This is a genomic window from Paenarthrobacter nitroguajacolicus (assembly GCF_051027655.1).
GTDB lineage: Bacteria > Actinomycetota > Actinomycetes > Actinomycetales > Micrococcaceae > Arthrobacter > Arthrobacter nitroguajacolicus.
Map to the genome: position 1 here is coordinate 475252 of NZ_CP073234.1, position 21610 is coordinate 496861.

20 protein-coding genes are annotated in these 21610 nt (G+C 62.1%); 13 read left to right on the forward strand and 7 right to left on the reverse strand.

Going from position 1 to position 21610, the window contains the following annotated elements; genetic code table 11:
• Positions 1 to 76: 76 nt before the first annotated feature.
• Positions 77 to 1009, reverse strand: coding sequence for a LysR family transcriptional regulator (locus tag KCX59_RS02515; RefSeq protein ID WP_178993457.1), 933 nt, complete (start codon positions 1007 to 1009; stop codon positions 77 to 79).
• A 161-nt stretch (positions 1010 to 1170) separates the two neighbouring features.
• Here KCX59_RS02515 and KCX59_RS02520 point away from each other — a divergent pair, with 161 nt between their 5' ends.
• Positions 1171 to 2472 carry an aromatic ring-hydroxylating oxygenase subunit alpha gene (locus KCX59_RS02520; protein WP_091464975.1) on the forward strand — a complete coding sequence of 434 codons (1302 nt, stop codon included), beginning with the start codon at positions 1171 to 1173 and terminating at the stop codon, positions 2470 to 2472.
• Complete coding sequence (locus KCX59_RS02525) at positions 2469 to 3878, forward strand: ferredoxin reductase (RefSeq protein ID WP_091464976.1); 1410 nt, start codon at positions 2469 to 2471, stop codon at positions 3876 to 3878. The genes KCX59_RS02520 and KCX59_RS02525 overlap by 4 nt, the downstream gene beginning before the upstream one ends.
• 5 nt (positions 3879 to 3883) lie before the next feature.
• On the opposite strand, the gene KCX59_RS02530 is transcribed toward KCX59_RS02525, so the two are convergent.
• Positions 3884 to 5158 (reverse strand): helix-turn-helix transcriptional regulator, encoded by a 1275-nt coding sequence (locus tag KCX59_RS02530; protein ID WP_179016471.1) that lies wholly within the window; start codon positions 5156 to 5158, stop codon positions 3884 to 3886.
• Between the two features lie 150 nt (positions 5159 to 5308).
• Between KCX59_RS02530 and hxlB the strand changes: the two genes are divergently transcribed.
• Both hxlB and hxlA read left to right on the forward strand, forming a co-directional pair.
• Entirely contained in the window at positions 5309 to 5899 is a 591-nt protein-coding gene (gene hxlB / locus KCX59_RS02535; RefSeq protein WP_178993455.1) for a 6-phospho-3-hexuloisomerase, read from the forward strand.
• Between the two features lie 80 nt (positions 5900 to 5979).
• Positions 5980 to 6603 carry a 3-hexulose-6-phosphate synthase gene (gene hxlA, locus KCX59_RS02540; RefSeq protein ID WP_017199258.1) on the forward strand — a complete coding sequence of 208 codons (624 nt, stop codon included), beginning with the start codon at positions 5980 to 5982 and terminating at the stop codon, positions 6601 to 6603.
• 2 nt (positions 6604 to 6605) lie between these two features.
• On the opposite strand, the gene KCX59_RS02545 is transcribed toward hxlA, so the two are convergent.
• Positions 6606 to 8759: an amylo-alpha-1,6-glucosidase gene (locus KCX59_RS02545; RefSeq protein WP_179016470.1), complete on the reverse strand. Its 2154-nt coding sequence runs from the start codon at positions 8757 to 8759 to the stop codon at positions 6606 to 6608.
• A gap of 277 nt (positions 8760 to 9036) precedes the next feature.
• On the opposite strand from KCX59_RS02545, the gene KCX59_RS02550 reads away from it, so the two are divergent.
• The 7 genes from KCX59_RS02550 to KCX59_RS02580 all read left to right on the forward strand — a co-directional run bounded on the left by KCX59_RS02550 (position 9037) and on the right by KCX59_RS02580 (position 15945).
• Positions 9037 to 9375, forward strand: coding sequence for a hypothetical protein (locus KCX59_RS02550; protein WP_179016469.1), 339 nt, complete (start codon positions 9037 to 9039; stop codon positions 9373 to 9375).
• Between the two features lie 91 nt (positions 9376 to 9466).
• Positions 9467 to 10870, forward strand: coding sequence for a cryptochrome/photolyase family protein (locus tag KCX59_RS02555; protein WP_179016468.1), 1404 nt, complete (start codon positions 9467 to 9469; stop codon positions 10868 to 10870).
• Between the two features lie 42 nt (positions 10871 to 10912).
• Positions 10913 to 11485: a hypothetical protein gene (locus KCX59_RS02560; protein WP_256871282.1), complete on the forward strand. Its 573-nt coding sequence runs from the start codon at positions 10913 to 10915 to the stop codon at positions 11483 to 11485.
• Positions 11486 to 11606: 121 nt separating this feature from the next.
• The gene (locus tag KCX59_RS02565) at positions 11607 to 13106 is read left to right on the forward strand and encodes a CoA-acylating methylmalonate-semialdehyde dehydrogenase (protein ID WP_091467471.1); all 1500 of its coding nucleotides are present in this window, start codon (positions 11607 to 11609) and stop codon (positions 13104 to 13106) included.
• On the forward strand, positions 13106 to 14167 hold the full coding sequence (locus KCX59_RS02570; protein ID WP_179016467.1) for an enoyl-CoA hydratase/isomerase family protein: 1062 nt from the start codon (positions 13106 to 13108) through the stop codon (positions 14165 to 14167). The genes KCX59_RS02565 and KCX59_RS02570 overlap by 1 nt, the downstream gene beginning before the upstream one ends.
• A gap of 11 nt (positions 14168 to 14178) precedes the next feature.
• Complete coding sequence (gene mmsB, locus KCX59_RS02575; RefSeq protein WP_178993449.1) at positions 14179 to 15120, forward strand: 3-hydroxyisobutyrate dehydrogenase; 942 nt, start codon at positions 14179 to 14181, stop codon at positions 15118 to 15120.
• A gap of 45 nt (positions 15121 to 15165) precedes the next feature.
• Positions 15166 to 15945, forward strand: a complete 780-nt coding sequence (locus KCX59_RS02580; protein ID WP_179016466.1) for an enoyl-CoA hydratase — start codon at positions 15166 to 15168, stop codon at positions 15943 to 15945.
• 12 nt (positions 15946 to 15957) lie between these two features.
• Here the strand turns inward: KCX59_RS02580 and KCX59_RS02585 are convergent, their stop codons facing one another.
• The 4 genes from KCX59_RS02585 to KCX59_RS02600 form a co-directional block, all read right to left on the reverse strand.
• A complete protein-coding gene (locus tag KCX59_RS02585) occupies positions 15958 to 16914 on the reverse strand; it encodes a carbohydrate kinase family protein (RefSeq protein ID WP_179016465.1) in 957 nt (318 codons plus the stop codon).
• 119 nt (positions 16915 to 17033) lie between these two features.
• Positions 17034 to 17828: an ATP-binding cassette domain-containing protein gene (locus tag KCX59_RS02590; RefSeq protein WP_178993446.1), complete on the reverse strand. Its 795-nt coding sequence runs from the start codon at positions 17826 to 17828 to the stop codon at positions 17034 to 17036.
• Positions 17825 to 18871, reverse strand: a complete 1047-nt coding sequence (locus KCX59_RS02595; RefSeq protein WP_179016464.1) for an ABC transporter permease — start codon at positions 18869 to 18871, stop codon at positions 17825 to 17827. The genes KCX59_RS02590 and KCX59_RS02595 overlap by 4 nt, the downstream gene beginning before the upstream one ends.
• An 88-nt stretch (positions 18872 to 18959) precedes the next feature.
• Positions 18960 to 20072, reverse strand: a complete 1113-nt coding sequence (locus tag KCX59_RS02600; RefSeq protein WP_178993444.1) for a substrate-binding domain-containing protein — start codon at positions 20070 to 20072, stop codon at positions 18960 to 18962.
• A gap of 176 nt (positions 20073 to 20248) precedes the next feature.
• Here KCX59_RS02600 and KCX59_RS02605 point away from each other — a divergent pair, with 176 nt between their 5' ends.
• On the forward strand, positions 20249 to 21259 hold the full coding sequence (locus tag KCX59_RS02605) for a LacI family DNA-binding transcriptional regulator (protein WP_179016497.1): 1011 nt from the start codon (positions 20249 to 20251) through the stop codon (positions 21257 to 21259).
• Positions 21260 to 21296: 37 nt separating this feature from the next.
• The gene (locus tag KCX59_RS02610) at positions 21297 to 21590 is read left to right on the forward strand and encodes a putative quinol monooxygenase (protein WP_091464988.1); all 294 of its coding nucleotides are present in this window, start codon (positions 21297 to 21299) and stop codon (positions 21588 to 21590) included.
• The last annotated feature ends 20 nt before the right edge of the window (positions 21591 to 21610 follow it).

The window sequence follows — 21610 nt, forward strand, 5'->3', positions numbered from 1 at the left end:
GGCCACGCATGCGGACCGTCGATGCCCGGATGCGGGTGTCGTGATTGAAAAAGTGTGGCCGTCACCGATTGGAGTGTCAGCGGTCGTCTTCGGGGCGGGCCGTGAGGATCCGATGGGCGCTCTCCTGAAGGATGCCGAGCGACTCCTGGACCAGGGGTGATGCGATGCTGCCCCTGCGCACCGCTGCCACGATGCGTCGCGCAGGCTTGCCTTTGCCGGTAATGCGGAGTCGGACCACGTTCTCGGCATTATGCAGCGGCGCCAGTCGCGGCAGGAGGCCCACGCCCAGTCCAGCGCCCACGAAAGCGATTTGGGTTTCCCACTCCACGGCCTCATGGGCAATGCGCGGTGTTACTCCCACGGCCGTGAACGCCGCTGTGAAGAGGGCGTGATAGGTGGACCCGGCTGATTCGGTGATCCACGGTTCGGACGCGAGTTCTTCCAGTGTGACCGTTTCCCGCGACGCCAACGGATGGTCAGCCGGAATGATCACGTCCAGGGGGTCATCGAGCAGCACCGTCTGTTCGAAGCGCGGATCGTCCTCAACATACGTGTCGGACTGCATGGCAACTATGACGGCAAGGTCGATTCGCTCGGCGACCAACAAGTCGAAGCAGCGGGCCGGATTCGCCTCGAGCACCTGTACCTCGAGCAGGGGGCGTGTTGTGCGCAAAGTAGCGGCTAGCGGAGCCAGCAACTGGGCCGCCGCCGTCGAAAATCCGCCGAGGCCGAAACGGGACTGTACCTGGTCGCCGGCCTCCATGGCTGCTGCGCGCAGGCGCTCCCATTCGGCGATAAGCGTGTCCGAGCCAGCCACCAGAAAGCGGCCCGTGGCGGTCAGCCGCACACCCCGGCCGTCCTTGGTCAGCAGCTGCATTCCGAGCATCCGCTGGAGCTCGCGCAGCTGCGCAGAGACGGCGGAGGGAGAATAGCCGGTGAGCTCCGCGGTGGCACCGATGGTGCCGCAACGGGCAAAAACTCGAAGTGTGATGAGTCTCGCATCAATCATGCACCTATTGTGCACGGTTATCTTCTGAATCTTGCGCTTTTGTTGCGGATCAATGATCCCTAATCTCATGACTATAAGGATTTCGACAACGCCGCTCGCACCCCACGCAGCCGTGGTCCCACGAAACACACATTTACCCCACGCCTCCCGGGAGGAAATACATGTCTGCTCCAGTCTTGCCCCTCAACTCACGCGGAAAACTCGCTTCATCTTTGCCTGCAGAGCAGCTGGCGGAGATCAGCGAACTGTTCGAGTTCCGGCGCAAGGGATATTCCCTCGATGCGCCTTTCTACACCGATGCCACGATCTTCAAGATCGACATGGAAGCCATTTTTGGCCAGCACTGGATCTTTGCGGCCAGCATCGCCGAACTGCCGGAGCCGGGCGACTACGTCACCGTCGACTATGGTCCCTACTCCCTGATCGTGCTGCGCAATGACGACGGCGGCGTGAACGTCCTGCACAACGTCTGCCGCCACCGCGGCGCCCGTGTCCTGACCGAGCCCGCCGGGTCAACAGGCAACCTGGTCTGCGGCTACCACTCCTGGACCTACTCCCCGGAGGGCAACCTGATCCACGCCTCCGCGCCGGGGGAAACGAAGTTCGACAAGGGCTGCTTCGGCCTCAAGCGCGCCCACAGCCGCGTGGTTGCCGGACTGATCTTTGTCTGCATTGCGGACGAGCCGCCCACCGACTTTGACGAGACCTCCAAGATCTTTGAGCCGTACCTCGCGCCGCACGATCTCTCCAAGACGAAAATCGCCTACCAGCAGAACATCGTTGAAGAGGGCAACTGGAAGCTCGTCATGGAGAACAACCGTGAGTGCTACCACTGCGACGGCCACCCGGAGCTCGCTTGTTCCCTCTTCCCCACTTGGGGCCTGACGGAGGGTCTGATCCCGGCCCACCTTGAAGAGGTGTGGGACCGCAACAAGGAAGCACAGGCATCGCTCGAGGAGCGTTGCCGCCGCTACGGCCTTCCCTACGAGGTGGTGGAAGAGCTCGACACCCGCATTGCCGGAATCCGCATCTCACGGGAATCGCTGGATGGCGACGGCGAATCGTTCTCGCCCGATGGGCGCAGGCTCTCCAAGAAGCTGCTCGGCGATTTGCGGGACTTCAGGCTTGGCCGCTGCTCGATGCACCTCCAGCCGAACAGCTGGTTCCACTTCCAGAGCGACCACGTCATCACGTTCGGGGTCTTCCCCATCAACGAACACCAGTCCCTGGTTCGCACCACGTGGCTGGTAGCCGACGACGCCGTGGAAGGCGTCGACTACGACCTGGAGAAGCTCACCTACACCTGGAAGCAGACCAACCTGCAGGACAAGGCCTTTGTGGAGCTGTGCCAGACGGGCGCCGGCAGCCCCGCCTACGAGCCCGGCCCCTACATGAAGAGCGAATACCAGGTGGAGGCATTCATCAACTGGTACGTACAGCGCGTCCAGGAGCACTTGGCATGACGGAACTCCTCACTGAGACGTTAGTCCAGGAGCCACATCGTATTCGCGGCCTGGAAATGCCGTGGAACAGGGTCATGGGCAGCACCGAAGGACCCGCCAGCGCAGCACGTGCGTTGGGTCCTTGGCATCCGCAGGAGTTCATGGCCGAATGCGTCGAGATTGTTCCCGAAGTGGGCGGCATGATGACCTTCGTGTTCCGTCGCACCGATGGCGCACCCTTGGCGTTCCGTGCAGGCCAGTACGTTAATGTTGCTTTCCCGGTGAACGGCGAGGACGAAGATCCGGTGGATCGCAGCTACTCGCTGTCCAGCGCTCCCACCAAGCCGTGGACCTTCGACATCACAGTTAAGCGCGATGCCACGGGCCTGGTTTCACCGTGGGTACACGAAAACATCAAACCCGGCACCGTCCTGGACATGCTCGGACCGGTGGGGGCATTCCACTTGCCCGACGCCGACCGCCGGGCCCGGTACCTCCTGCTGGCCGCCGGTGCAGGCATCACTCCCATCATGTCCATGGTGCGGACCATTCACTCCCTGCCCGGACAGGCCGATGTGGTGGTGCTCTACCACGGGGCAGAGGCCGGAGGCTTTGCCTTCAACAAGGAGCTGGCCTACATCGCGTCCGTTGACTCGCGCATCAAGGTCTTCTACTCCCTGGGTGACCGCAGCAAGCCCGAGGGCTGGGAAGGCCTCAGTGGAAGGCTGACGGCGGCAATGCTGGAGGAGGTTGCCCCCGACGCCAACGGCCGGCAGGTATATGCCTGTGGACCCGAGGGCTACCTGAACACCGCAACCGAGCTCCTGGGCAACGTGGGTGTGGACGATACTTCCATCCACATGGAATTCTTCACGGGAGATCGGCAGACGATCCTTGAGTACCAGGCAGAGCTCGCGCTCGCAGTGGACATTGCCGAGGAAATTGCCGAGGAAATCGCCGATTCCGCTGAGGACTACTACGAAAGCCAGCCCACGGCGTTCGGGCTCTACGAGCCCGGCTACGACGCGGAGGGGCCGCTGAAGGCTTCAGGGTTGCCGCTGGAAACTGTCGACCCGGACGCGCCCGAAGCGTCCGACGACGGTTCGGATGCGGGAGCGAAGGCCGATGCGCCTGATGCATCGAGCTTTGAAACAGTGGGAACGGGAAGCCTCACCTTGTCCTTCATGCGCACGGGCATCAATGTGCGCATCGACCCCACCGAGCACATCCTTGGTCCGGCCCAGCGTGCCGGGGTCAGGATCGGCGCGAACTGCAAAGAGGGCATGTGCGGCTCCTGCAAGGTAGTCAAGCTTTCGGGGGAAGTGGAAATGAACCACCAAGGTGGCATCCGCGCCCGTGAAATCGATGCGGGCAAGTTCCTGCCCTGCTGCTCCACCGCACAGACCGATATGGTGATCGACGCCTAGGACGTCTACCTGAGTCCCGCACTGTGGGCCAACGCAATGGCCTCAGTGCGGGACCGGACGTCAAGCTTCCGGAAGAGGTTCCGGAGGTGAAACTTCACAGTATTTTCGCTGATGCCAAGGTCAGCGGCAATCGAGCGATTACGCTGGCCGGCAGCCAGCAACTGAAGGACCTCAAGTTCCCTGCCGGCCAGCCCCCATTCTGCTACGTCCCCAGCGGGAGTCGACGGCGGATCCAACGGCAGGACCACGGAGATATCGGCGCCCCATCCCTGCATGACGTCCACGTTCATGGTCCCGTCCACGGCCTGCACACGTTGAAGCAACCGTTCAAGCGTGGGACCTTCAGGGGAAAGCTCCCCGCCGCCGTCGTCCCTGACATTGATCAGCAGGTTCTCTCCATCACAATCCCATTGCGTCCGGACCCGATGAACATCAGACTGTTCGGCGATAGCCAGGACCAATCCTCGAACCACAGCCCTGGCGGCGTGGGCCACCTCGCCGGGCAGTGCCCTTCCGTTTGCAGGCGGTTCGATGAACTGGATGTCGATGTTGCTGAAGTGCATGAGTGGCCTGAGGTCTTCCCGAAGCCTCTCGAACGCCTTGGCGACAGGCTCTTCCACAAGGTTGCTGGTGCGGTCACTGAGGGTCCGCAGGCCAACAAGGGCTTTGGCGATTAAATCGGTCACGAACGTACGGGCCGCACGATCGTCCAAGGAGTTTGAACGTAACGCCGCGAGCACAGTTTCCAGGGTTGTTGAGTGCTGGTCCACCAGCTCGCCGGTGACGCGGACACGCTCCGCGGATGCGGCCCGGGACTCCAGAAGATACGACGGCGGTGCGTCGCTCACTTTCTCTTGGATGCGCCCCGCTGCAAGCTCCCAAAGGTAGGTCACCATCCGTAGGGGTCCGCTGTCTTTATCTGCGGCAGTTTGCACCGGATCGGTGAGAACCAACAGGGCGTTGCTTGGTGGATAGCGGAATGCGAGGACGTCCCGCTGCTGACCGCCAATCGTGGCGGCCCCCTGCCACGGTCCTTCCCCATCCACTAAGGCACGCAAGCGCTCCAATTCCGGGATGGAGACCCTGCTGACGATATCCTCGGCGCCGGCCTTCTTCTGTGGGCGGCCCGTGCAGTCCTCAGTGAAGATGACCAAGGCACTCGATGTAAGAAACGGCAGGGTGGCCGCGCGAAGCTCTTCGGCAATGCCCATCAAGGGGGCTTTACCAATGGACGCAACCGCATCGAGAAGGGGCCAGTGGAAGTCGTTGGGCTGGGGCATGCCACCAAGCCTAAAGGAGTTCGAGCTAGCTGCCTACCCAAACGGGTGGTTATTACTGTCCATTTTTGGCGTTACCCCTACCTGAAGTAACCGGAACAATCGTTGTAGGCCCCTTGAAGGAATAGGCACCCACCTGCAAAAGGAGTGAAAGTGAACGTCACCGCAGAAACAGCAACAACCACCAGTGACGACGTAGCCAGTAACGTGTCCCTGATCTTGGGCGAGATGGGACACACGGCCTCCCGCATTGATTACGGACAGGTGTCCCGCCTGGCAGACGAGATCAGTGGTGCTGAACGCGTCTTCCTCGCCGGAGCCGGTCGGAGCGGCTTGGTCCTACGGATGGCAGCCATGCGCCTTATGCACCTCGGAAAAACCGTCCACGTTGCGGGTGACACCACAACCCCTGCCATCAACGCAGGGGATCTGCTGATTGTCGCTTCCGGTTCGGGTACTACATCCGGGGTAGTCAAAGCGGCTCAAACAGCGCTCTCGGCAGGGGCCCAGGTTGCGGCAATCACCACCAACCCATCGTCCCCCTTGGCTGGCCTTGCCCAAACGGTGGTGGTTATCCCCGCCGCCCAGAAGACGGACCATGGCTCAGATGTTTCGCAGCAGTACTCCGGCAGCCTCTTCGAACAGTCGCTCTTCCTGGTAACCGAGGCGGTTTTCCATTCTCTCTGGGGAGCCACTGACGAGCCCGCTGAGCAGCTCTGGTTGCGACACGCCAACCTGGAGTAGACCCGGTCAACACCCTGAGACCCGCGCAACACCCCATACCCACCCGATTCACCAACCATTCCAAAGAAGGAAACAACACCATGAAACTGCAAGTTGCACTCGACCTCCTCACCATCGAAGACGCCCTGGAACTCGCCGGCAAAGTAGCCGAGCACGTGGACATCATCGAGCTGGGCACCCCGCTGATCAAGGCCGAGGGTCTCTCAGCCGTTACGGCAATCAAGGAAGCCCACCCCACCAAGATCGTGTTCGCGGACATGAAGACCATGGATGCCGGTGAGCTTGAAGCCGACATCGCCTTCAAGGCAGGCGCCGACCTGGTGTCCGTCCTCGGAACGGCGGACGACTCCACCATTGCCGGTGCAGTCAAGGCGGCACAGTCCCACAACAAGGGCATCGTGGTGGACCTGATTGGTGTGGCAGACAAAGTTTCCCGCGCCAAGGAAGCCCGCGCCTTGGGCGCAAAGTTCATCGAGTTCCACGCTGGACTTGATGAGCAAGCCCAGCCGGGTTACGACCTTCGTGGGCTGCTGAACGCCGGCGAAGAGGCCCGCGTACCGTTCTCTGTGGCCGGTGGAGTGAACGCATCAACCATCGGAGCTGTGCAGTTGGCCGGTGCCGACGTAGCGGTCGCTGGCAGCGCAATCTACAGCGCCGCTGATCCGGAACTGGCTGCAAAGGAACTCAAGGCAGCAATTCAGTAGTTCTAGGGTTCTGTCCGCCGCAGCTCGGCCTTTTCCACAAGCTCGGTGATCCAAGGCCGTTGCGCACGGTGGAGTGTCAGGCCCTCCGGAAGTCCCTGAACCTGGGATGTAGAGCCGGTGACATCAATGGTGATGCGCCCGCTCCCCATGGGGGCATTGCTGATGTGCAGGTCACCGTAAGATTCCGGCAATACCGGATCCAGCCAGACGCCGCCCAGGGAAATGTGGGCGTCGTAACGCATGAGTCCGGTGATCAGCTGGATGGGAGTGGTGGCAGCCCATGCCTGCGGGGAGCAGGCAGTCGGATACGGCACGGGCTCCCTGAACTGTCCGCGGTCAAAACCGCAGAACAGTTCGGGGAGCCTGCCGCCCGAAAACTCGGCAGCCTCAAGGAGGGCAGTGGCAATGCGCTGCGCTTCCTCCACGTAGCCATAGCGGAGCAGCCCCGCCGCTATCAGGGCGTTGTCATGTGGCCAGACCGACCCATTGTGGTAGCTGGCAGGGTTGTAGGCGCCCATGTCGGTGGCCAGTGTCCGGACGCCCCAGCCGCTGAACATTTCCGGGGACATGAGCCGCTCCGCCACGAGGGGTGCCTTGTCTTCATCCACCAGCCCAAACCACAAGCAGTGCCCCATGTTTGAAGCACACGCATCCACGGGTCGCTTGTCCTTGTCCAAGGCCACCGCGTAGTAGCCCTTGTCCGGGAGCCAAAACTCCTCGTTGAACTTCTTTTTGAGGCGATCCGCGCGTTCCCGAAGCTCGGCTGCCAAGGTGAGGTCGCCGTCGTCGTAAGCCATCCAAGCGCGCGCCATATAGGCACCATGCACGTATGCCTGGACTTCGCACAGCGCCAGTGGCGGCTCGGCAATGGTGCCGTCGGCAAAGTTGATGCCGTCCCAGGAGTCCTTCCAGCCCTGGTTGATGAGGCCGTGCTCGTTGGGACGCCCATACTCCACGAAGCCGTCGCCGTCCCGGTCGCCGTAGTCCCTGATCCACTCGAGCGCGCGATCCGCATTGGGGAGGAGCTCCGCAATCACATCCTTGGCGAAGCCCCACCGGCTGACGGAGCCCAGGACGATGACGAACAGGGGAGTGGCGTCCACGCTGCCGAAGTACGCGGACTTGCCGCCCAGGGCCAAGCCGCTGGAGACGTCCAGCCGAACTTCATGCAGGATCTTGCCCGGTTCTTCCTCGCTGTTGGTGTCCACCACCGTTCCCTGACGGTCAGCCAGCGTGCGGAGGGTTCCCAATGCCAGTGACGGGTCAACGGGCAGTGCCATCTCTGACGCCCACAAGGAGTCGCGGCCAAACAACGTCATGAACCAGGGTGCCCCGGCCGCAACAACCACCCTGTTCGGATGGTCCGGATCCTGGATCCGCAACGCGCCCAGGTCTTCGTAGCTGCGCCTCAGGGTGCGTTCGATGGAACGATTGGCCACCTGCAGGCGGGGGATCTTGGCCACCCATTCCTCCCGGCGACGATCGCTGGGAGACAACTCCCCACGGGCCGGATGGGCGAACGGCGTCCCTGTGCCGTCGAGGGTGGGGACGACGCTCACGCGGGTGCTCCAGCTGCCGGAAGCTGGAATCTTGGCCGTGAAACCCAACGCTCTGGCTCCTGCGCCGGCGCCCTCGGCCCGGATCACGACGCTCTTCCGGATGCCCTCCCACTTTCCGCGGATCTCCAAGGAATCGCCCCCCGGGACGCGGGTTTCCGTCCACTCCCGGGTTATTCGGGCTTCCTTCACTTCAAAGAGGTCCGCGAAATCCGATTCGGCAGTCAGCAGGATCCGGCACTCTGCAGGCCGCTTGGAGTAATTCCGGACGGTGATCTCTTCCAGGATTCCTGCCCCGACTTCCCGTAAGCGTTCCACCAGCAACGGGCTGTCTGCGTACCCGTCCGAACGAGGTACCCGGCCTGCGAACAGGGCGCGGTAAGGTTCCCGGGTTTCAGCTGCCAAGGGTTCGATCGTTTGGCCGTTGATGGTCAGCTCCCATCGGGAGAGTATCCGGGTGTCCAGATGGAAGACGCCGTGGGGAAGTTCGGGGTTGATGTCCCCGTTGGCAGCGGAAATGCAGAAGGATGAGCCTTCCACCAGGGTGACCGTTCCGGAGCCCAGCGGCCCCGCTGCCGTGTCAGCATTCCATCCAGCCACTTGATGCTCCTTTTCAGTGAGCTTGCGGATAGCTTGAGCTCCAGCGGCCGCCCACTGGGCGGCCTTCTGCATGGATGTAAATGACGGTACGCCGGAGTGGGAGCGGGCACCAGAGCCCTGCCATGCCCGGCGCAATTGCGGAGGACAATCACTCCCGCAACCCAGAGTTAATCTCTTTTCCTCGTCCGGGCAACCAGAACGGGTCTATAGTGAGGGATAGGACATTCGCTGATGCAGCCCGGCGGCCCGCATTTCTTCCGACGCCGGAGGCCCCGTAATGACCGACACCCAAATTGGCAGCTTTATTCGCGACTGTGTGGTGTTTGAGGACGACACTGAGAACGGCTTGGACTTTGACACTTTCTACGGCCTATACATCAGCTGGTGCGTTCTCGGACGCAAAATCCCCATCCCCGACTCCGCCTTCAAAACAGCCCTTGAACTTCAGGGACTCAAGCCCGTCAAGATCAGTGGCCAGAGAATCTATCCCGGCATGAGCATGGTAGGTGCAGCCGCGCGGGACTACGTGGTCAACAGTGTTCCCATGTGGAGCGAAACCGCCACCGACATCCCGGTTTCCGAAATTCGTCAACAAGCAGTGGCATCCATCGCCTGATCCCATTCCGCAAGTATTCAGCCCATGCCCCTAGGATTCTTAGGGGGCATGGGCTGTTCCTGTTTCCGGAGGTTCTCGCTGAAAGGCTCTAATGAAACCGTCCATCGTTTGGTTTCGCGACGATCTGAGGGTCGCCGATAACCCGGCCTTGCGTGCCGCCGTCGACGACGGCGCGGCCGTTGCCCTCTACGTCCTTGACGAAGAATCGCCGGGTATCCGCCCCCACGGAGGCGCCGCGCGCTGGTGGCTCCACCACTCGCTGACCGCCCTCCGCGAAGACCTGGACAAGCTTGGTGTTCCCCTGCTGCTCCGCCGCGGACCTGCCGCCGACGTGGTTCGCGAAACCACGACGGCGATTGGCGCCGGAGGGCTGTACTGGAACCGGCGGTACGGTTCCGCTGAGCGAACGGTCGACGCCGGCATCAAGGCCTGGGCGGGCGACGCGGGTCTGCATGTCTCGAGTTTTCAGGCTTCCCTTCTCCACGAGCCGTGGGAAGTGACCACTAAAACGGGTGGGCAATACAAGGTCTTCACCCCTTTCTGGCGGACTGTTTCTGCGCAGGACTTCCGCGAGCCGCTGGCCGTTCCGGAAGCGGGGCACGGATTCTCCGGAAAACTGCCAGCGCATGACCACCTGGAATCGTGGCAACTGCTTCCCACCACGCCAGACTGGTCCGGCGGATTGGCCGAAATGTGGACGCCGGGCGCTGCCGCCGGGCACAAGCGGCTCGCCACGTTCGTGGCGGGCGGCCTCTCCAACTACAGCGAGGGCCGCAACCGTCCGGATACAGACGGCAGCAGTTGCCTGTCTCCCTACCTGCGCTGGGGTGAGTTGAGCCCGTTTGAGGTGTGGCATGCTCTGGGCTCCAAGCGGTCCGAAAGCGCCTCTATCTATGCTTCCGAGTTGGGCTGGCGCGAGTTCTGCTGGCACCAGTACTTCCATAATCCAAGCCTCGCAACGGCCAACCTTCGCCCGGAGTTTGATCGCTTTCCCTGGGCGTGGCCGGGCACCAACCATAACGGCAGCAGTAACAACGGCAAGCATCCCGGCCACGAGTCAGCGCCGGAGGAATTCCGGGCCTGGCAGCAGGGCCGCACCGGTTTCCCCATGGTGGACGCGGGGCAACGGCAGCTTTGGCAAACGGGCTGGATGCACAACCGCGTCCGTATGGTTGCCGCGAGTTTCCTGGTGAAGAACCTGGGCATTCATTGGCAGCTGGGGGAGCAATGGTTTTGGGACACCCTGGTGGACGCCGATCCGGCGTCGAATCCGGCCAACTGGCAATGGGTAGCCGGCTCCGGGGCGGATGCTTCGCCGTTCTTCAGGATCTTCAATCCGGAGGCCCAGCGCGTGAAGTTCGATCCCCAGGGGAAGTACATCGCCCACTGGATTCCCGAGTTCGGAACACCGGACTACCCGGAGGGAATCGTGGACCTCAAGACCACCCGTGCGGAAGCGCTGGAAGCGTACAAGGAAATGAGGGAGGTCCACTAAGGGCTCGGGAGGTTGCTGCAGGGCCGACTATAGGCTGGGGGCATGTCAACCGAACTCATCCTTAAGCTCGTCATCGGGGCACTCGTTGCAGTGCTCCTTGCTGTGGGTGCCTGGTGGGCCCGGAAGCACCCCAACAGGTCCAAGGAGTATCCGGAACAGGTGCGCCTGCCCAAAGTGGTGCCCTTCATCGGCTGGCTGTTCTTTGTTTTCGGCCTCCTCATGAGCTTGGTCTCGTTCGCCTATGCTCCTTCTCCCTTGGGTGCCCGCATCACTGCGGTTGCCATCCTCCTGGGCGGCCTGGCTTTCGTGCTGATGTACCGCAACTGGTACGTGGCTCCGCGAGCCCATGAGGTCGCCTTCCGTACCGTGCTTGGCAAGGAACATGTAGTTCCCTACAGCGACATTGCGCACTACCGGGTGCAGGTGATGAAAGGGCAGCCGATCCTGACGGTCAAGTCGGTCAATGGAGCGAAGCTCAGCCTGAATATCCGCACCTTCGACGTGACACCCCTCATGACGGCGATCGATTTCCACAAGGTGACCGGCCGCTGGCCTGCCCGCACGGACGTGGTGGGTGGGAGCCCCGGGGCAGAAAAATACCCCTCTGGAAATTAGTAGGAAGTCCGAGTATATTCGGATTCAGAGATGACCTGGATCACAGTTGGTCACGTGTTCCGCAAGGGTCCCAGCACCCGGCGGCACGGCAGTCATTCACGATGCAAAGGAGCATTCCACCATGGTGCGCGAGCTTTCCCACTACGTAGACGGCCAGAGGATCGAAGGCACGTCCGGTCGGTTCAGTGATGTCTACGATCCCTGCACGGGCGAAGTCCAGGCGCGGCTTCCGCTGGCCAGCGCGGACGAGGTTCGCAACGCCGTCGCAAATGCCGAAAAGGGTCAGCTCGAATGGGCGGCAATGAACCCGCAACGCCGGGGACGCATCCTGCTCAAGTTCGTGGACCTGGTCAACCAGAACATGGACGAACTCGCAAAGCTACTGTCCTCCGAACACGGCAAGACTTTCGCCGACGCCAAGGGCGATATCCAGCGCGGCATCGAGGTCGTTGAGTTCTCCGCCGGGGCACCGCATCTGCTTAAGGGCGAATTCTCGGACAACGCCGGCCAGGGGATCGACGTCCATTCGCTCCGCCAGCCGCTCGGCGTCGTCGCGGGCATTACGCCCTTTAACTTCCCGGCCATGATCCCGCTGTGGAAGTCCGGCCCGGCGCTCGCAGCCGGCAACGCCTTCATCCTTAAACCGTCCGAACGGGACCCCTCCGTGCCGCTGCGCCTCGCCGAGCTGTACAGCGAAGCCGGCGTGCCGAACGGCGTCTTCAACGTGATCAACGGCGACAAGGAAGCCGTGGATGCGCTGCTCGAAGATCCTCGGGTGAAAGCCATCGGCTTTGTGGGATCCACCCCCATTGCCCAATACATCTACGCCACCGCAGCTGCGCACGGCAAGCGCGCGCAATGCTTCGGCGGGGCGAAGAACCACATGGTGATCATGCCCGACGCCGATCTGGACATGGCTGCCGACGCCCTGATTGGTGCCGGGTACGGTTCCGCCGGCGAACGCTGCATGGCGATCTCCGTTGCCGTGCCCGTTGGCCAGGAAACCGCCGACGCTTTGGTCGCCAAGCTGACTGAGCGTGTGAAGGACCTGAAGGTGGGACACAGCCTGGACAAGGATTCGGACTTCGGTCCCGTGGTGGCCGCTTCTGCCAAGGAAAGGATCGAAGGCTACATCCAATCCGGCGTGGACGAAGGAGCAACACTGGTCACCGATGGTCGAGGCCTCACCGTGGACGGCTACGACGGCGGCTTCTGGGTGGGCCCAACGCTTTTCGACAACGTCACCAAGGACATGAAGATCTACAAGGAAGAGATCTTCGGTCCCGTCCTCAGCGTGCTGCGCGCGGCTGACTACGACGAAGCGCTCAGGCTCTGCAGCGAGCACGAGTTCGGCAACGGCGTCGCCATTTTCACGCGCGACGGCGACTCTGCCCGCGACTTTGCCAGCCGGGTAGAGGTAGGCATGGTGGGCATCAACGTGCCCATCCCAGTGCCGATCGCGTACTACACGTTCGGCGGCTGGAAGGCGTCCGGGTTCGGCGATCTCAACCAGCATGGCGCAGACGCATTCCGCTTCTACACCAAGACCAAAACCGTGACGTCGCGGTGGCCTTCCGGCATCCGCCAAGGCGCCAGCTTCATCATGCCGGCAGGCAGCTGATGGGGGCTTTGGAAACAGAAGACGTTCTCTTTGAGCGTCGCGGCCACCTCGGCATCGTGACCCTCAACCGCCCGAAGGCAGTCAATGCGCTGAACGATGGAATGGTGAAAGCCATGCTCCGGCAGCTGACCGCGTGGGCTGACGATGACGCCGTCGCCACTGTCCTGGTGCGCGGAGCGGGCGACCGCGGGCTGTGCGCCGGCGGCGACATCGTGGCCATCTACAAGGACATGCTGCACGGTGGCACCGCGACAGCCGACTTCTGGGCTGACGAATACCGGCTCAACGCGCTTATCGCGCACTATCCCAAACCGTACGTCGCATTCATGGACGGGCTCGTCCTGGGTGGCGGCGTGGGCATCTCTGCGCACGGCTCGGTTCGCGTGGTCACCGAGCGGACGCGAACCGGCATGCCCGAAACCACCATTGGATTCGTGCCCGACGTCGGCGGGACCCTTCTGCTTTCACGTTCGCCGGGGGAGGCAGGAACGCACGCCGCTTTGACGGGGGCGCACTTGTCCGGCGCGGACGCACTGTTCCTGGGGCTTGCGGATCACTTCGTGCCGTCGTCCGAGCTGCCCGCGCTGGCGGAAGCGTTGGAAAGCTCGACGGCGGAGGCCGCCGTCGAGCGTTTTGCCCAAGTCGGGCCGGAGTCAGCGTTGGCGGCGCAGAGGGAGTGGATCGATGCCGCTTACGCCCATGAGGATGCGGAAGAGATCGTCCGGGGCATGCGCGCTTTGGGCGACGAGGCCGTAGCTGCCGCTGACACGATTGAGGCCAAATCGCCGACGTCGGTAAAGGTGGCGCTTGAGTCGCTGCGGCGGGTCCGTGGACTCTCCTTGGAAGAGGCGTTGGATCAGGAATACCGAGTGGGTCTGCGCTGCCTGGCCGGACCCGATTTCAGGGAGGGCATCCGCGCGCAGGTGGTGGACAAGGACCGCAACCCGCAGTGGAAGCCGCCGACTCTCGCCGAAGTCCGGGAGTCCGACGTCGAGGGCTACTTTGCGCCGCTCGGCGAACGGGAGCTGGGGCTTTCAGCCAGTCGAGTCCAGTCGAATTGAAGGAGACCATCATGACAGAGAACGCAGCTATGTCAGATATCCAAGCCCCGGCAACGGGACTCATCGCTTTCCTGGGCCTGGGTCATATGGGTGGTCCCATGGCGGCCAACCTGATCAAAGCCGGGCACGATGTGATTGGCTACGACCCCGTTCCGGCGGCTGTCGACGCAGCCCGGGCGCACGGAATTCCCATGGCATCAACGGCTCATGAGGCTGCTGCGGAAGCGGCTGTGGTGTTGACCATGTTGCCCAGCGGTAAGCATGTGCTGGATGCCTACCGTGGTGTGGACGGACCGGGGCTGCTTTCCCTTGCGAAGCCAAACACTTTGTTCCTGGACTGTTCCACCATCAACGTTGATGAAGCCCGTGAGGCCGCTGTAATCGCGTTGGAAGCCGGTCACCGTTCAGTGGACGCCCCCGTTTCAGGTGGCGTGGTGGGGGCCGAAGCCGGCACCTTGACCTTCATGGTGGGCGCTTTGCCGGAGGACTTTGAGACCGTGAAGCCCATTTTGGAGCTCATGGGTAAGAGGATCGTCCACTGCGGAGATCACGGTGCAGGGCAAGCTGCCAAGGTCTGCAACAACATGATCCTGGGGGTGTCCATGATCGCCGTTGCCGAAGCATTCGTGCTCGGCGAGAAGCTCGGGCTCACGCACCAGGCATTATTCGACGTCGCCTCCAACGCGTCCGGCCAGTGCTGGGCACTAACCACCAACTGTCCTGTTCCCGGGCCGGTTCCCACAAGCCCCGCTAACCGCGACTATCAGCCTGGCTTTGCCGGCGCGTTGATGGCCAAGGACCTGCGCCTGGCAGTGAATGCGTTGGAAAGCACGGGCGTTGCAGCGGAAATGGGTCCTTTGGCCTCACGGATCTACGACGCCTTTGCCGCTGGTGAAGGCGCTGGGAGGGATTTCTCGGGCATCATCACGGAAATCCGCGACAAGTCTGTGTGAGAGGTTGGAACTGAACTTATGACGAGCCTGGCGGAGAGGGAGAGCATGACTGAGCAGTACCAGAACATTGTGGTTGAACGTCGGGGACGGGTTGGCTTGGTGACGCTGAACCGGCCGGAGGCGTTGAATGCGTTGAATACCGCCCTCATGAACGAACTCGTGGACGCAGTGACGGCCATGGACACTGATCCCGACGTGGGCGCCGTGGTGATCACGGGATCCGCCAAGGCCTTTGCTGCAGGTGCTGACATCAAGGAAATGTCCTCCAACAGCTATATGGAAATGTATGCGGCGGACTGGTTCCGGCGTTGGGAGGATCTCACCCGGCTGCGTATCCCTGTTGTTGCTGCCGTGTCCGGTTTTGCCTTGGGTGGTGGCTGCGAACTGGCCATGATGGCCGACTTCATCATCGCGGGGGACAACGCCAAGTTCGGCCAGCCTGAGATCAACCTCGGCGTTATCCCGGGAATGGGTGGCTCGCAGCGGTTGACCCGGGCCGTGGGCAAAGCCAAAGCCATGGACATGGTGCTGACTGGCCGGTTCATGGACGCCGACGAAGCCGAACGCTCCGGTCTGGTCTCGCGGGTGGTCCCTGCAGCCGAGGTGATCGACGAAGCACTCAAGGCTGCCGAAGTCATAGCGTCCAAGTCCAAGCCCGCGGCGATGGTGGCCAAGGAAGCCGTGAACGCAGCCTTCGAGATGGGCCTAACGCAGGGTGTTCTGTTTGAGCGCCGCGTGTTCCACTCGCTCTTCGCCACCGAGGACCAGAAGGAAGGCATGGCCGCGTTCAGCGAGAAGCGCCAACCGGAGTTCAAGCACAGGTAGGGCGGGAACGGGCTATACGGCGGCGAGCGGCGCCTGCTTGAGTCCGTCCAGCCGCATTTGAAGTTCCTCGGAGGTGGGAGGGTTGGCACCGGGCCGACTAACGGTGATGGCTGCGGCCGCGGCTGCGGTCTGTCCGATGATCTCGAGGGCTGTTGGTGCAAACGCCTTTTCGGCTCTGGTCAACAGCTCAATGATCAGGGCGCTCATGTATGAATCACCGGCGCCGATGGTGTCTGCAACGGCGGTCTTCACTGATGGGATGTTCAGGCGTGTCCCGGATGTGGCAAGTAGCGCGCCTTCAGCGCCTCGGGTGATAACGGCAAGCCGAGCCCCCTGTTTGAGCAGCCGGGATGCTACATCGTCCGGCGAGGACGTGGGATACAGCCACTGAGCGTCTTCGTCGCTGAGTTTGACCACATCTGTAAGGGGGAGCAGGTCCTCGAAGATCTTCTTTGCTTCGGCGTGGCTACCAAGGAGGGCCGGGCGGATGTTGGGGTCGTAGGTGATGAGGCAGGAGTCGTGGCATTGTTCGAGGAGGGTGCGCACGGTAGCGGCTCCCGGGGCCAGGAACGTGGCGATGGATCCGGTATGGACGACTTTCGGAATCATTGCCGGTGCTACGGGGGCAAGTTCCCAGAGGATGTCGAACTCGTAGCTGGCCGAACCGTCCGTTGCGAGTGTGGCGGTAGCGGTTGCGGTGCGGTTGAGGGACTTTGACCCGGGGAGTAACTGAACGCCTGCGCTTTGGAGGTGGGCGGTGATGGCGGCTCCGTGGTCGTCCTTGCCAATCGCTGTGAGCAGCCCGGTCCGTATCCCGAGGCGCCCCAGGCCGTAGGCGACATTCGCGGGGGAACCGCCAGGGTAGCTGATGGTTCCTTGCCGGGTATTCACAATGTCGACCAGGGCTTCGCCGATGACGAGAACGTCCAGTTGGTTTTGGGCGGAGGCGTCCGGGTGAAGGTTGTGCATCTCGGTTCTTTCGTCGGTCACCGGTGGTACGGCGGAGGTATGGGTCCGTCCGCGGACCTGTTGGCAGGTCCGCGGACGGAGATGGGGGTTCCGAATGGACGGAAGGTCCGGCGTGCCCGTTAGGCTTTGGCCGCACCAGTCATGATGGCGACAGCGTCGGTCATCGTGTGGGATTGCGGGGTGATGGTCGCCGCGCATTTGCCCAGGCGCTGAATGTGTATGCGGTCTGCAACGTCGAACACGTGAGGCATGTTGTGACTGATCAAGATCACCGGCAGGCCTCGGTCGCGGAGGTCACGGACCAGCTGGAGCACCTGGTTGGATTCACGTACGCCCAAAGCGGCTGTCGGTTCGTCGAGAACCACCACCTTGGATCCGAAGGCCGCTGCGCGGGCCACGGCGACAGCTTGACGCTGGCCGCCGGAGAGATTTTCGACCGGCACGGTGACGTCCTGCAGGGTGGAGATGCCCAGTCGGGTCAATTCTTCCTTGGCCTTCTTGCGCATGCCCTTGGTGTCGAGTATCCGAAACAGGCTCCCCAACGGTCCGGGGAGACGTTCTTCCCGGCCGAGGAACAGGTTCGAGGCGACATCGAGGGCCGGCGAAACGGCAAGGTTCTGGTACACGGTTTCGATGCCGTGGACGCGGGCGTCCTGTGGCCGTTTGAAGTGCACCTGCTGTCCGGATACGAACAGTTCGCCGGTATCCGGAACTTCGGCGCCGGTGAGGCATTTGATGAGTGTGGACTTACCTGCGCCGTTGTCGCCGATAATTGCCAGGACTTCGCCGGGGTAGAGGTCCAGGCTGACGCCGTCGAGACCGACGACCCGGCCGAAGGTCTTGACGAGGTTCCTGGCTTTGAGGATGGGCTCGCGTGTTTCGGTGCGGGGGGCTTCAAATTCTGTGGTGGTCATGACTTGACCTTTCGGATCCATTGATCGACGGACACGGCGATGATGATCAGGATGCCCACGGCGAGTGTCTGATAAAGCACGTCCAGGCCGGCGAGGGACAGGCCGTTGCGGAAGACACCAACGATCAGCGCTCCGAGCAGCGAACCCCAGATCGAACCGCGGCCGCCGAAGAGGCTGGTGCCGCCAATCACGACGGCGGTGATGGAGTCCAGGTTCAGGTCGACGCCGGCATTAGGGCTGGCGGCGTTGGTACGCCCGATCTGGATCCACGCGCCCATGGCGAGAACCGCACCCGCGGCAAGGTAGACGCTCATCAGGACCCGGTTGACGGGAATGCCGGCCAGGCGGGCTGCTTCCTTGTCATCGCCGACGGCGTAGACGTGCCGGCCCCAGGCGGTCTTGCCCAGAATGAAGGCAACGGCCACGTAGAGGAGGAGCATCATGACGACGCCGGTGGAGATCCGGACGGGTCCGATCGGGAATGTGCTTCCCAGCCAGGTGAGCATGTCCGGCATCGCGGAGCCACGCACGGTGCTTCCGCCTGAGTAAAGCAGCGTCAAGGCGATGAAAATGTTCAAGGTTCCCAGCGTGACGATGAACGGGGGGAGGCGGAACCTTGTCACAAGGAAGCCGTTCAGAGCACCGGATCCCAGTCCGACCGCGAGACCGGCCAGCAGCGCGATGGGCCCTGGAATGCCGTTGCTGACCGCGAGCTGGGCGATCACCAATGAGGACAGGATCATGACCGCGCCTACCGAGAGGTCAATTCCGGCGGTCAGGATGATCAGCGTCTGGGCGATCGCCAGGGTACCCACCACGGCAACCTGCTGAGTAATCAAGGACAAGTTCTCAACACGCAGGAAACGGTCGTTGAGGAGCCCAAAGACCACCACGGCGATCAGCAGAACAATGGCCGGGCTGAGGGCTGGGTATCGATGAAGGATGTTGCGGATTCTGCTGAGGGGGGTCTGGCGGTCGAGGAATTCCTCGGCCAAATCAGCATGCCCGGCGCTCGGAGGGCCGGCGGTCTGTTGCTGGGTCACTTTAGGTTGCTCCTGAACTTCCATGTTCTGTATCTGCTGGTACGCGGGGAGACGCTACTTGGACCGTCTCCCCGCGTTCTGTGAGGTTCTACTTGCCCCAGCAGACCTGGGATGCCTCAGTAGTGGTGATGCTCTTCACACCATCGGCGGGCTTGTCGGTGACGAGCTCCACACCGGTGTTGAAGAAGTCCAAGCCCTCAGAGTTGGCAGGCTTTTTGCCGGTCTTTGCCAAGTCAACAATGGCCTTTACGCCCATCTCGGCCATTTTGACCGGGTACTGCTGTGCCGTTGCACCGATCACGCCGGACTTGACGTTGTTCACGCCCGTGCAGCCGCCGTCAACGGAGACGATCAGAACATCTTTTTCCTTGCCGGCGGACTTCAAAGCCTCGAAGGCACCTGCGGCAGCGGGCTCATTGATCGTGTAGACAACGTTGACATTGGGATTCTTGGCCAGCAAGGTCTCCATGGCGGTACGTCCACCGTCTTCGGCGCCCTGAGAAGCCTGGCTGCCGACGATTTCGTAGTCGCCGCCCTTGCCGCCGGTGTACGTTCCCGTCTTGGCTTCGTCGCCGTTCTTCTTCTTATCCGCGGTGTCTATGCCCAGACCGGTCAGGAAGCCTTGGTCGCGGTTGTAGTCCACCGAGACAACCTTGTCGTCAAAGAGGTCAATGAGGGCGATGACGGCCTTCTTGCCCGCCAGTTGCTGAGCGGTCCACTTGCCGATGAGCTCTCCGGCATTGAAGTTGTCCGTGGCGAACGTGATGTCAGCGGCGTCGGCCGGGTCCGGCGGCGTGTCCAGTGCAATGACGAACAACCCCGCATCCTTGGCCTTCTTCAGGGCGTCCACCACCGAGGGGCCATTGGGAGTGATCAGAATGCCTTTGTCGCCCTTGGAGATTGCGTTCTCAATGGCCTGGATCTGGGTGTCCTCGTCGCCGTCGGCCTTTCCGGCCGCGAGCTTAAGGTCGACGCCGTCCGTCTCGGCGGCCTTCTTGGCGCCGTCCTGCATGGCCACGAAGAACGGGTTGGACGTGGTCTTTACGATCAGCGAAACACCGATCTTCTCATCTGCGCCGCCGCTGGATGAAGGGGTGGAGCTGCCTCCGCAGGCTGTCAGGCTAAGTGCGCCGAGGGTCAGGACTGCACCGGCGGCGAGAAGGCGGGTCCGGGCGGACCGCGTAACTTTGGAACTCAACATTGAAACTCCTGTTTTTGTGGCTGTTGGCGGCGCATTTTCTGCGACTGACAACGTTGTCAGGTAACATGTAAGCAAGCTCACACGATAGAGTCAAGTATTAAATCGAGTTGAGGAGCAGCAAGTTGACAACGATGTCTAATCGTTACCAGTCCGACTCCGGACGCAAGCGCCCGACGATGAAGAATGTGGCCGATCTCGCGGGGGTTGGGATCAAAACAGTTTCTCGGGTAGTAAATGACGAGCCGGGGGTCTCCGAGGCGACCCGCCAGCGGGTTGTGCGGGCGACGGAACAGCTGCAGTACCAACTGGACATCACAGCGGGCAGCCTGAAGCGCTCCGGACGCAAGACCCAGTCCATCGGCCTGCTGCTCCCGAGTGTGTCCAACCCGTTCAGTGGCGAGATCCACAGGGCCATGGAAGACGCTTTGGCTGTGCGCGGCATTGCCGTCTTCGCTGCCAGCCTGGATGACGATCCTGACCGGGAGAAGAAGCTCATTTCAGCCTTCCTGGGTCGCCGGGTCGACGGGCTTGTGCTGACAACCATCGCCAAGAGCCAGGCATATATGATCCCGGAGCACTCCCGCGATCTGCCGCTGGTATTCATTGACCGTGAGCCCGCGGGCATTGAGGCTGACGCGGTAGTCACGGACAATGAACTTGGCGCGGCAAAGGCGGCGGCCCATCTCATCCAGCATGGACATACCCGGCTGGCTTACCTTGGCGACCGAACGGATATTCAGACCGCGGGGAGGCGTCGGACAGGATTCCTGGACGCCGTCGGACGAGCGGGCATTTCCACCTCCGGCGTCGCCGTTCGTGAGAATCTGCATGATGAAGAAACCGCATTTCGGGCGGCTCACGAACTGCTCACCTCAGAGAACCCGCCGACGGCGATTTTCTCCAGTCAAAACTTGGTGACGTTTGGCGCCATGCGGGCGCTGAAAGCCCTTGGGCTGCACCACGAGGTTGCTCTCATCGGATTTGATGATTTCACCCTGGCCGACATGATGGACCCCGGGATCACTGTGATCGCCCAGCATCCTGAACGCATCGGCAAGCTTGCGGCTGAGCGGATCCTCGCGAGGATCGACGGCGACGAGAGCCCCGCCCGAACATATGTCATCCCAACGGAACTGATACAGCGGGGCTCCGGTGAAATCCAACCCCAAGCTGACTCGGGCAAATAGCAGAACAACCCGAAATCAACCGAGCAAAGGACAGTCCATGACCAAAACACTGTATGCAGAGTTCACCGTTAAGGAAGGCAGTGAAGCCCGCGTTGCGGAAATGATGGCAACCCTTGCGGGACACGTCCGTAACGAACCGGGAAACGTGATGTTCTTGCCCTACACGCGTGAAACCAACCCGCGGGAGTACTTCGTCTTCGAGGTGTACCGAGACGAGCAAGCCTTCCAGGAGCACATCGGCGCCGACTACGGCCGGGAGTTCAACGCGGAACTTACCGAACACATCGAAGGTGAAGGATCAGTCCTGACCTGGCTGCAACCACTGATGTAGCTGTAAAGGCAAAGGAACGG

What these genes read in the sequence shown, in the direction of transcription:
- mmsB (WP_178993449.1), top strand. Translation starts at nt 14,179, where the DNA reads ATGACAGAGAACGCAGCTATGTCAGATATCCAAGCCCCGGCAACGGGA.
- KCX59_RS02560 (WP_256871282.1), top strand. Translation starts at nt 10,913, where the DNA reads ATGTCAACCGAACTCATCCTTAAGCTCGTCATCGGGGCACTCGTTGCA.
- KCX59_RS02520 (WP_091464975.1), top strand. Translation starts at nt 1,171, where the DNA reads ATGTCTGCTCCAGTCTTGCCCCTCAACTCACGCGGAAAACTCGCTTCA.
- KCX59_RS02580 (WP_179016466.1), top strand. Translation starts at nt 15,166, where the DNA reads ATGACTGAGCAGTACCAGAACATTGTGGTTGAACGTCGGGGACGGGTT.
- KCX59_RS02530 (WP_179016471.1), bottom strand. Translation starts at nt 5,158, where the DNA reads ATGCCCCAGCCCAACGACTTCCACTGGCCCCTTCTCGATGCGGTTGCG.
- KCX59_RS02515 (WP_178993457.1), bottom strand. Translation starts at nt 1,009, where the DNA reads ATGATTGATGCGAGACTCATCACACTTCGAGTTTTTGCCCGTTGCGGC.
- KCX59_RS02555 (WP_179016468.1), top strand. Translation starts at nt 9,467, where the DNA reads ATGAAACCGTCCATCGTTTGGTTTCGCGACGATCTGAGGGTCGCCGAT.
- KCX59_RS02525 (WP_091464976.1), top strand. Translation starts at nt 2,469, where the DNA reads ATGACGGAACTCCTCACTGAGACGTTAGTCCAGGAGCCACATCGTATT.
- KCX59_RS02600 (WP_178993444.1), bottom strand. Translation starts at nt 20,072, where the DNA reads ATGTTGAGTTCCAAAGTTACGCGGTCCGCCCGGACCCGCCTTCTCGCC.
- KCX59_RS02585 (WP_179016465.1), bottom strand. Translation starts at nt 16,914, where the DNA reads ATGCACAACCTTCACCCGGACGCCTCCGCCCAAAACCAACTGGACGTT.
- KCX59_RS02590 (WP_178993446.1), bottom strand. Translation starts at nt 17,828, where the DNA reads ATGACCACCACAGAATTTGAAGCCCCCCGCACCGAAACACGCGAGCCC.
- KCX59_RS02610 (WP_091464988.1), top strand. Translation starts at nt 21,297, where the DNA reads ATGACCAAAACACTGTATGCAGAGTTCACCGTTAAGGAAGGCAGTGAA.
- KCX59_RS02605 (WP_179016497.1), top strand. Translation starts at nt 20,249, where the DNA reads ATGAAGAATGTGGCCGATCTCGCGGGGGTTGGGATCAAAACAGTTTCT.
- hxlA (WP_017199258.1), top strand. Translation starts at nt 5,980, where the DNA reads ATGAAACTGCAAGTTGCACTCGACCTCCTCACCATCGAAGACGCCCTG.
- KCX59_RS02565 (WP_091467471.1), top strand. Translation starts at nt 11,607, where the DNA reads ATGGTGCGCGAGCTTTCCCACTACGTAGACGGCCAGAGGATCGAAGGC.
- KCX59_RS02570 (WP_179016467.1), top strand. Translation starts at nt 13,106, where the DNA reads ATGGGGGCTTTGGAAACAGAAGACGTTCTCTTTGAGCGTCGCGGCCAC.
- KCX59_RS02550 (WP_179016469.1), top strand. Translation starts at nt 9,037, where the DNA reads ATGACCGACACCCAAATTGGCAGCTTTATTCGCGACTGTGTGGTGTTT.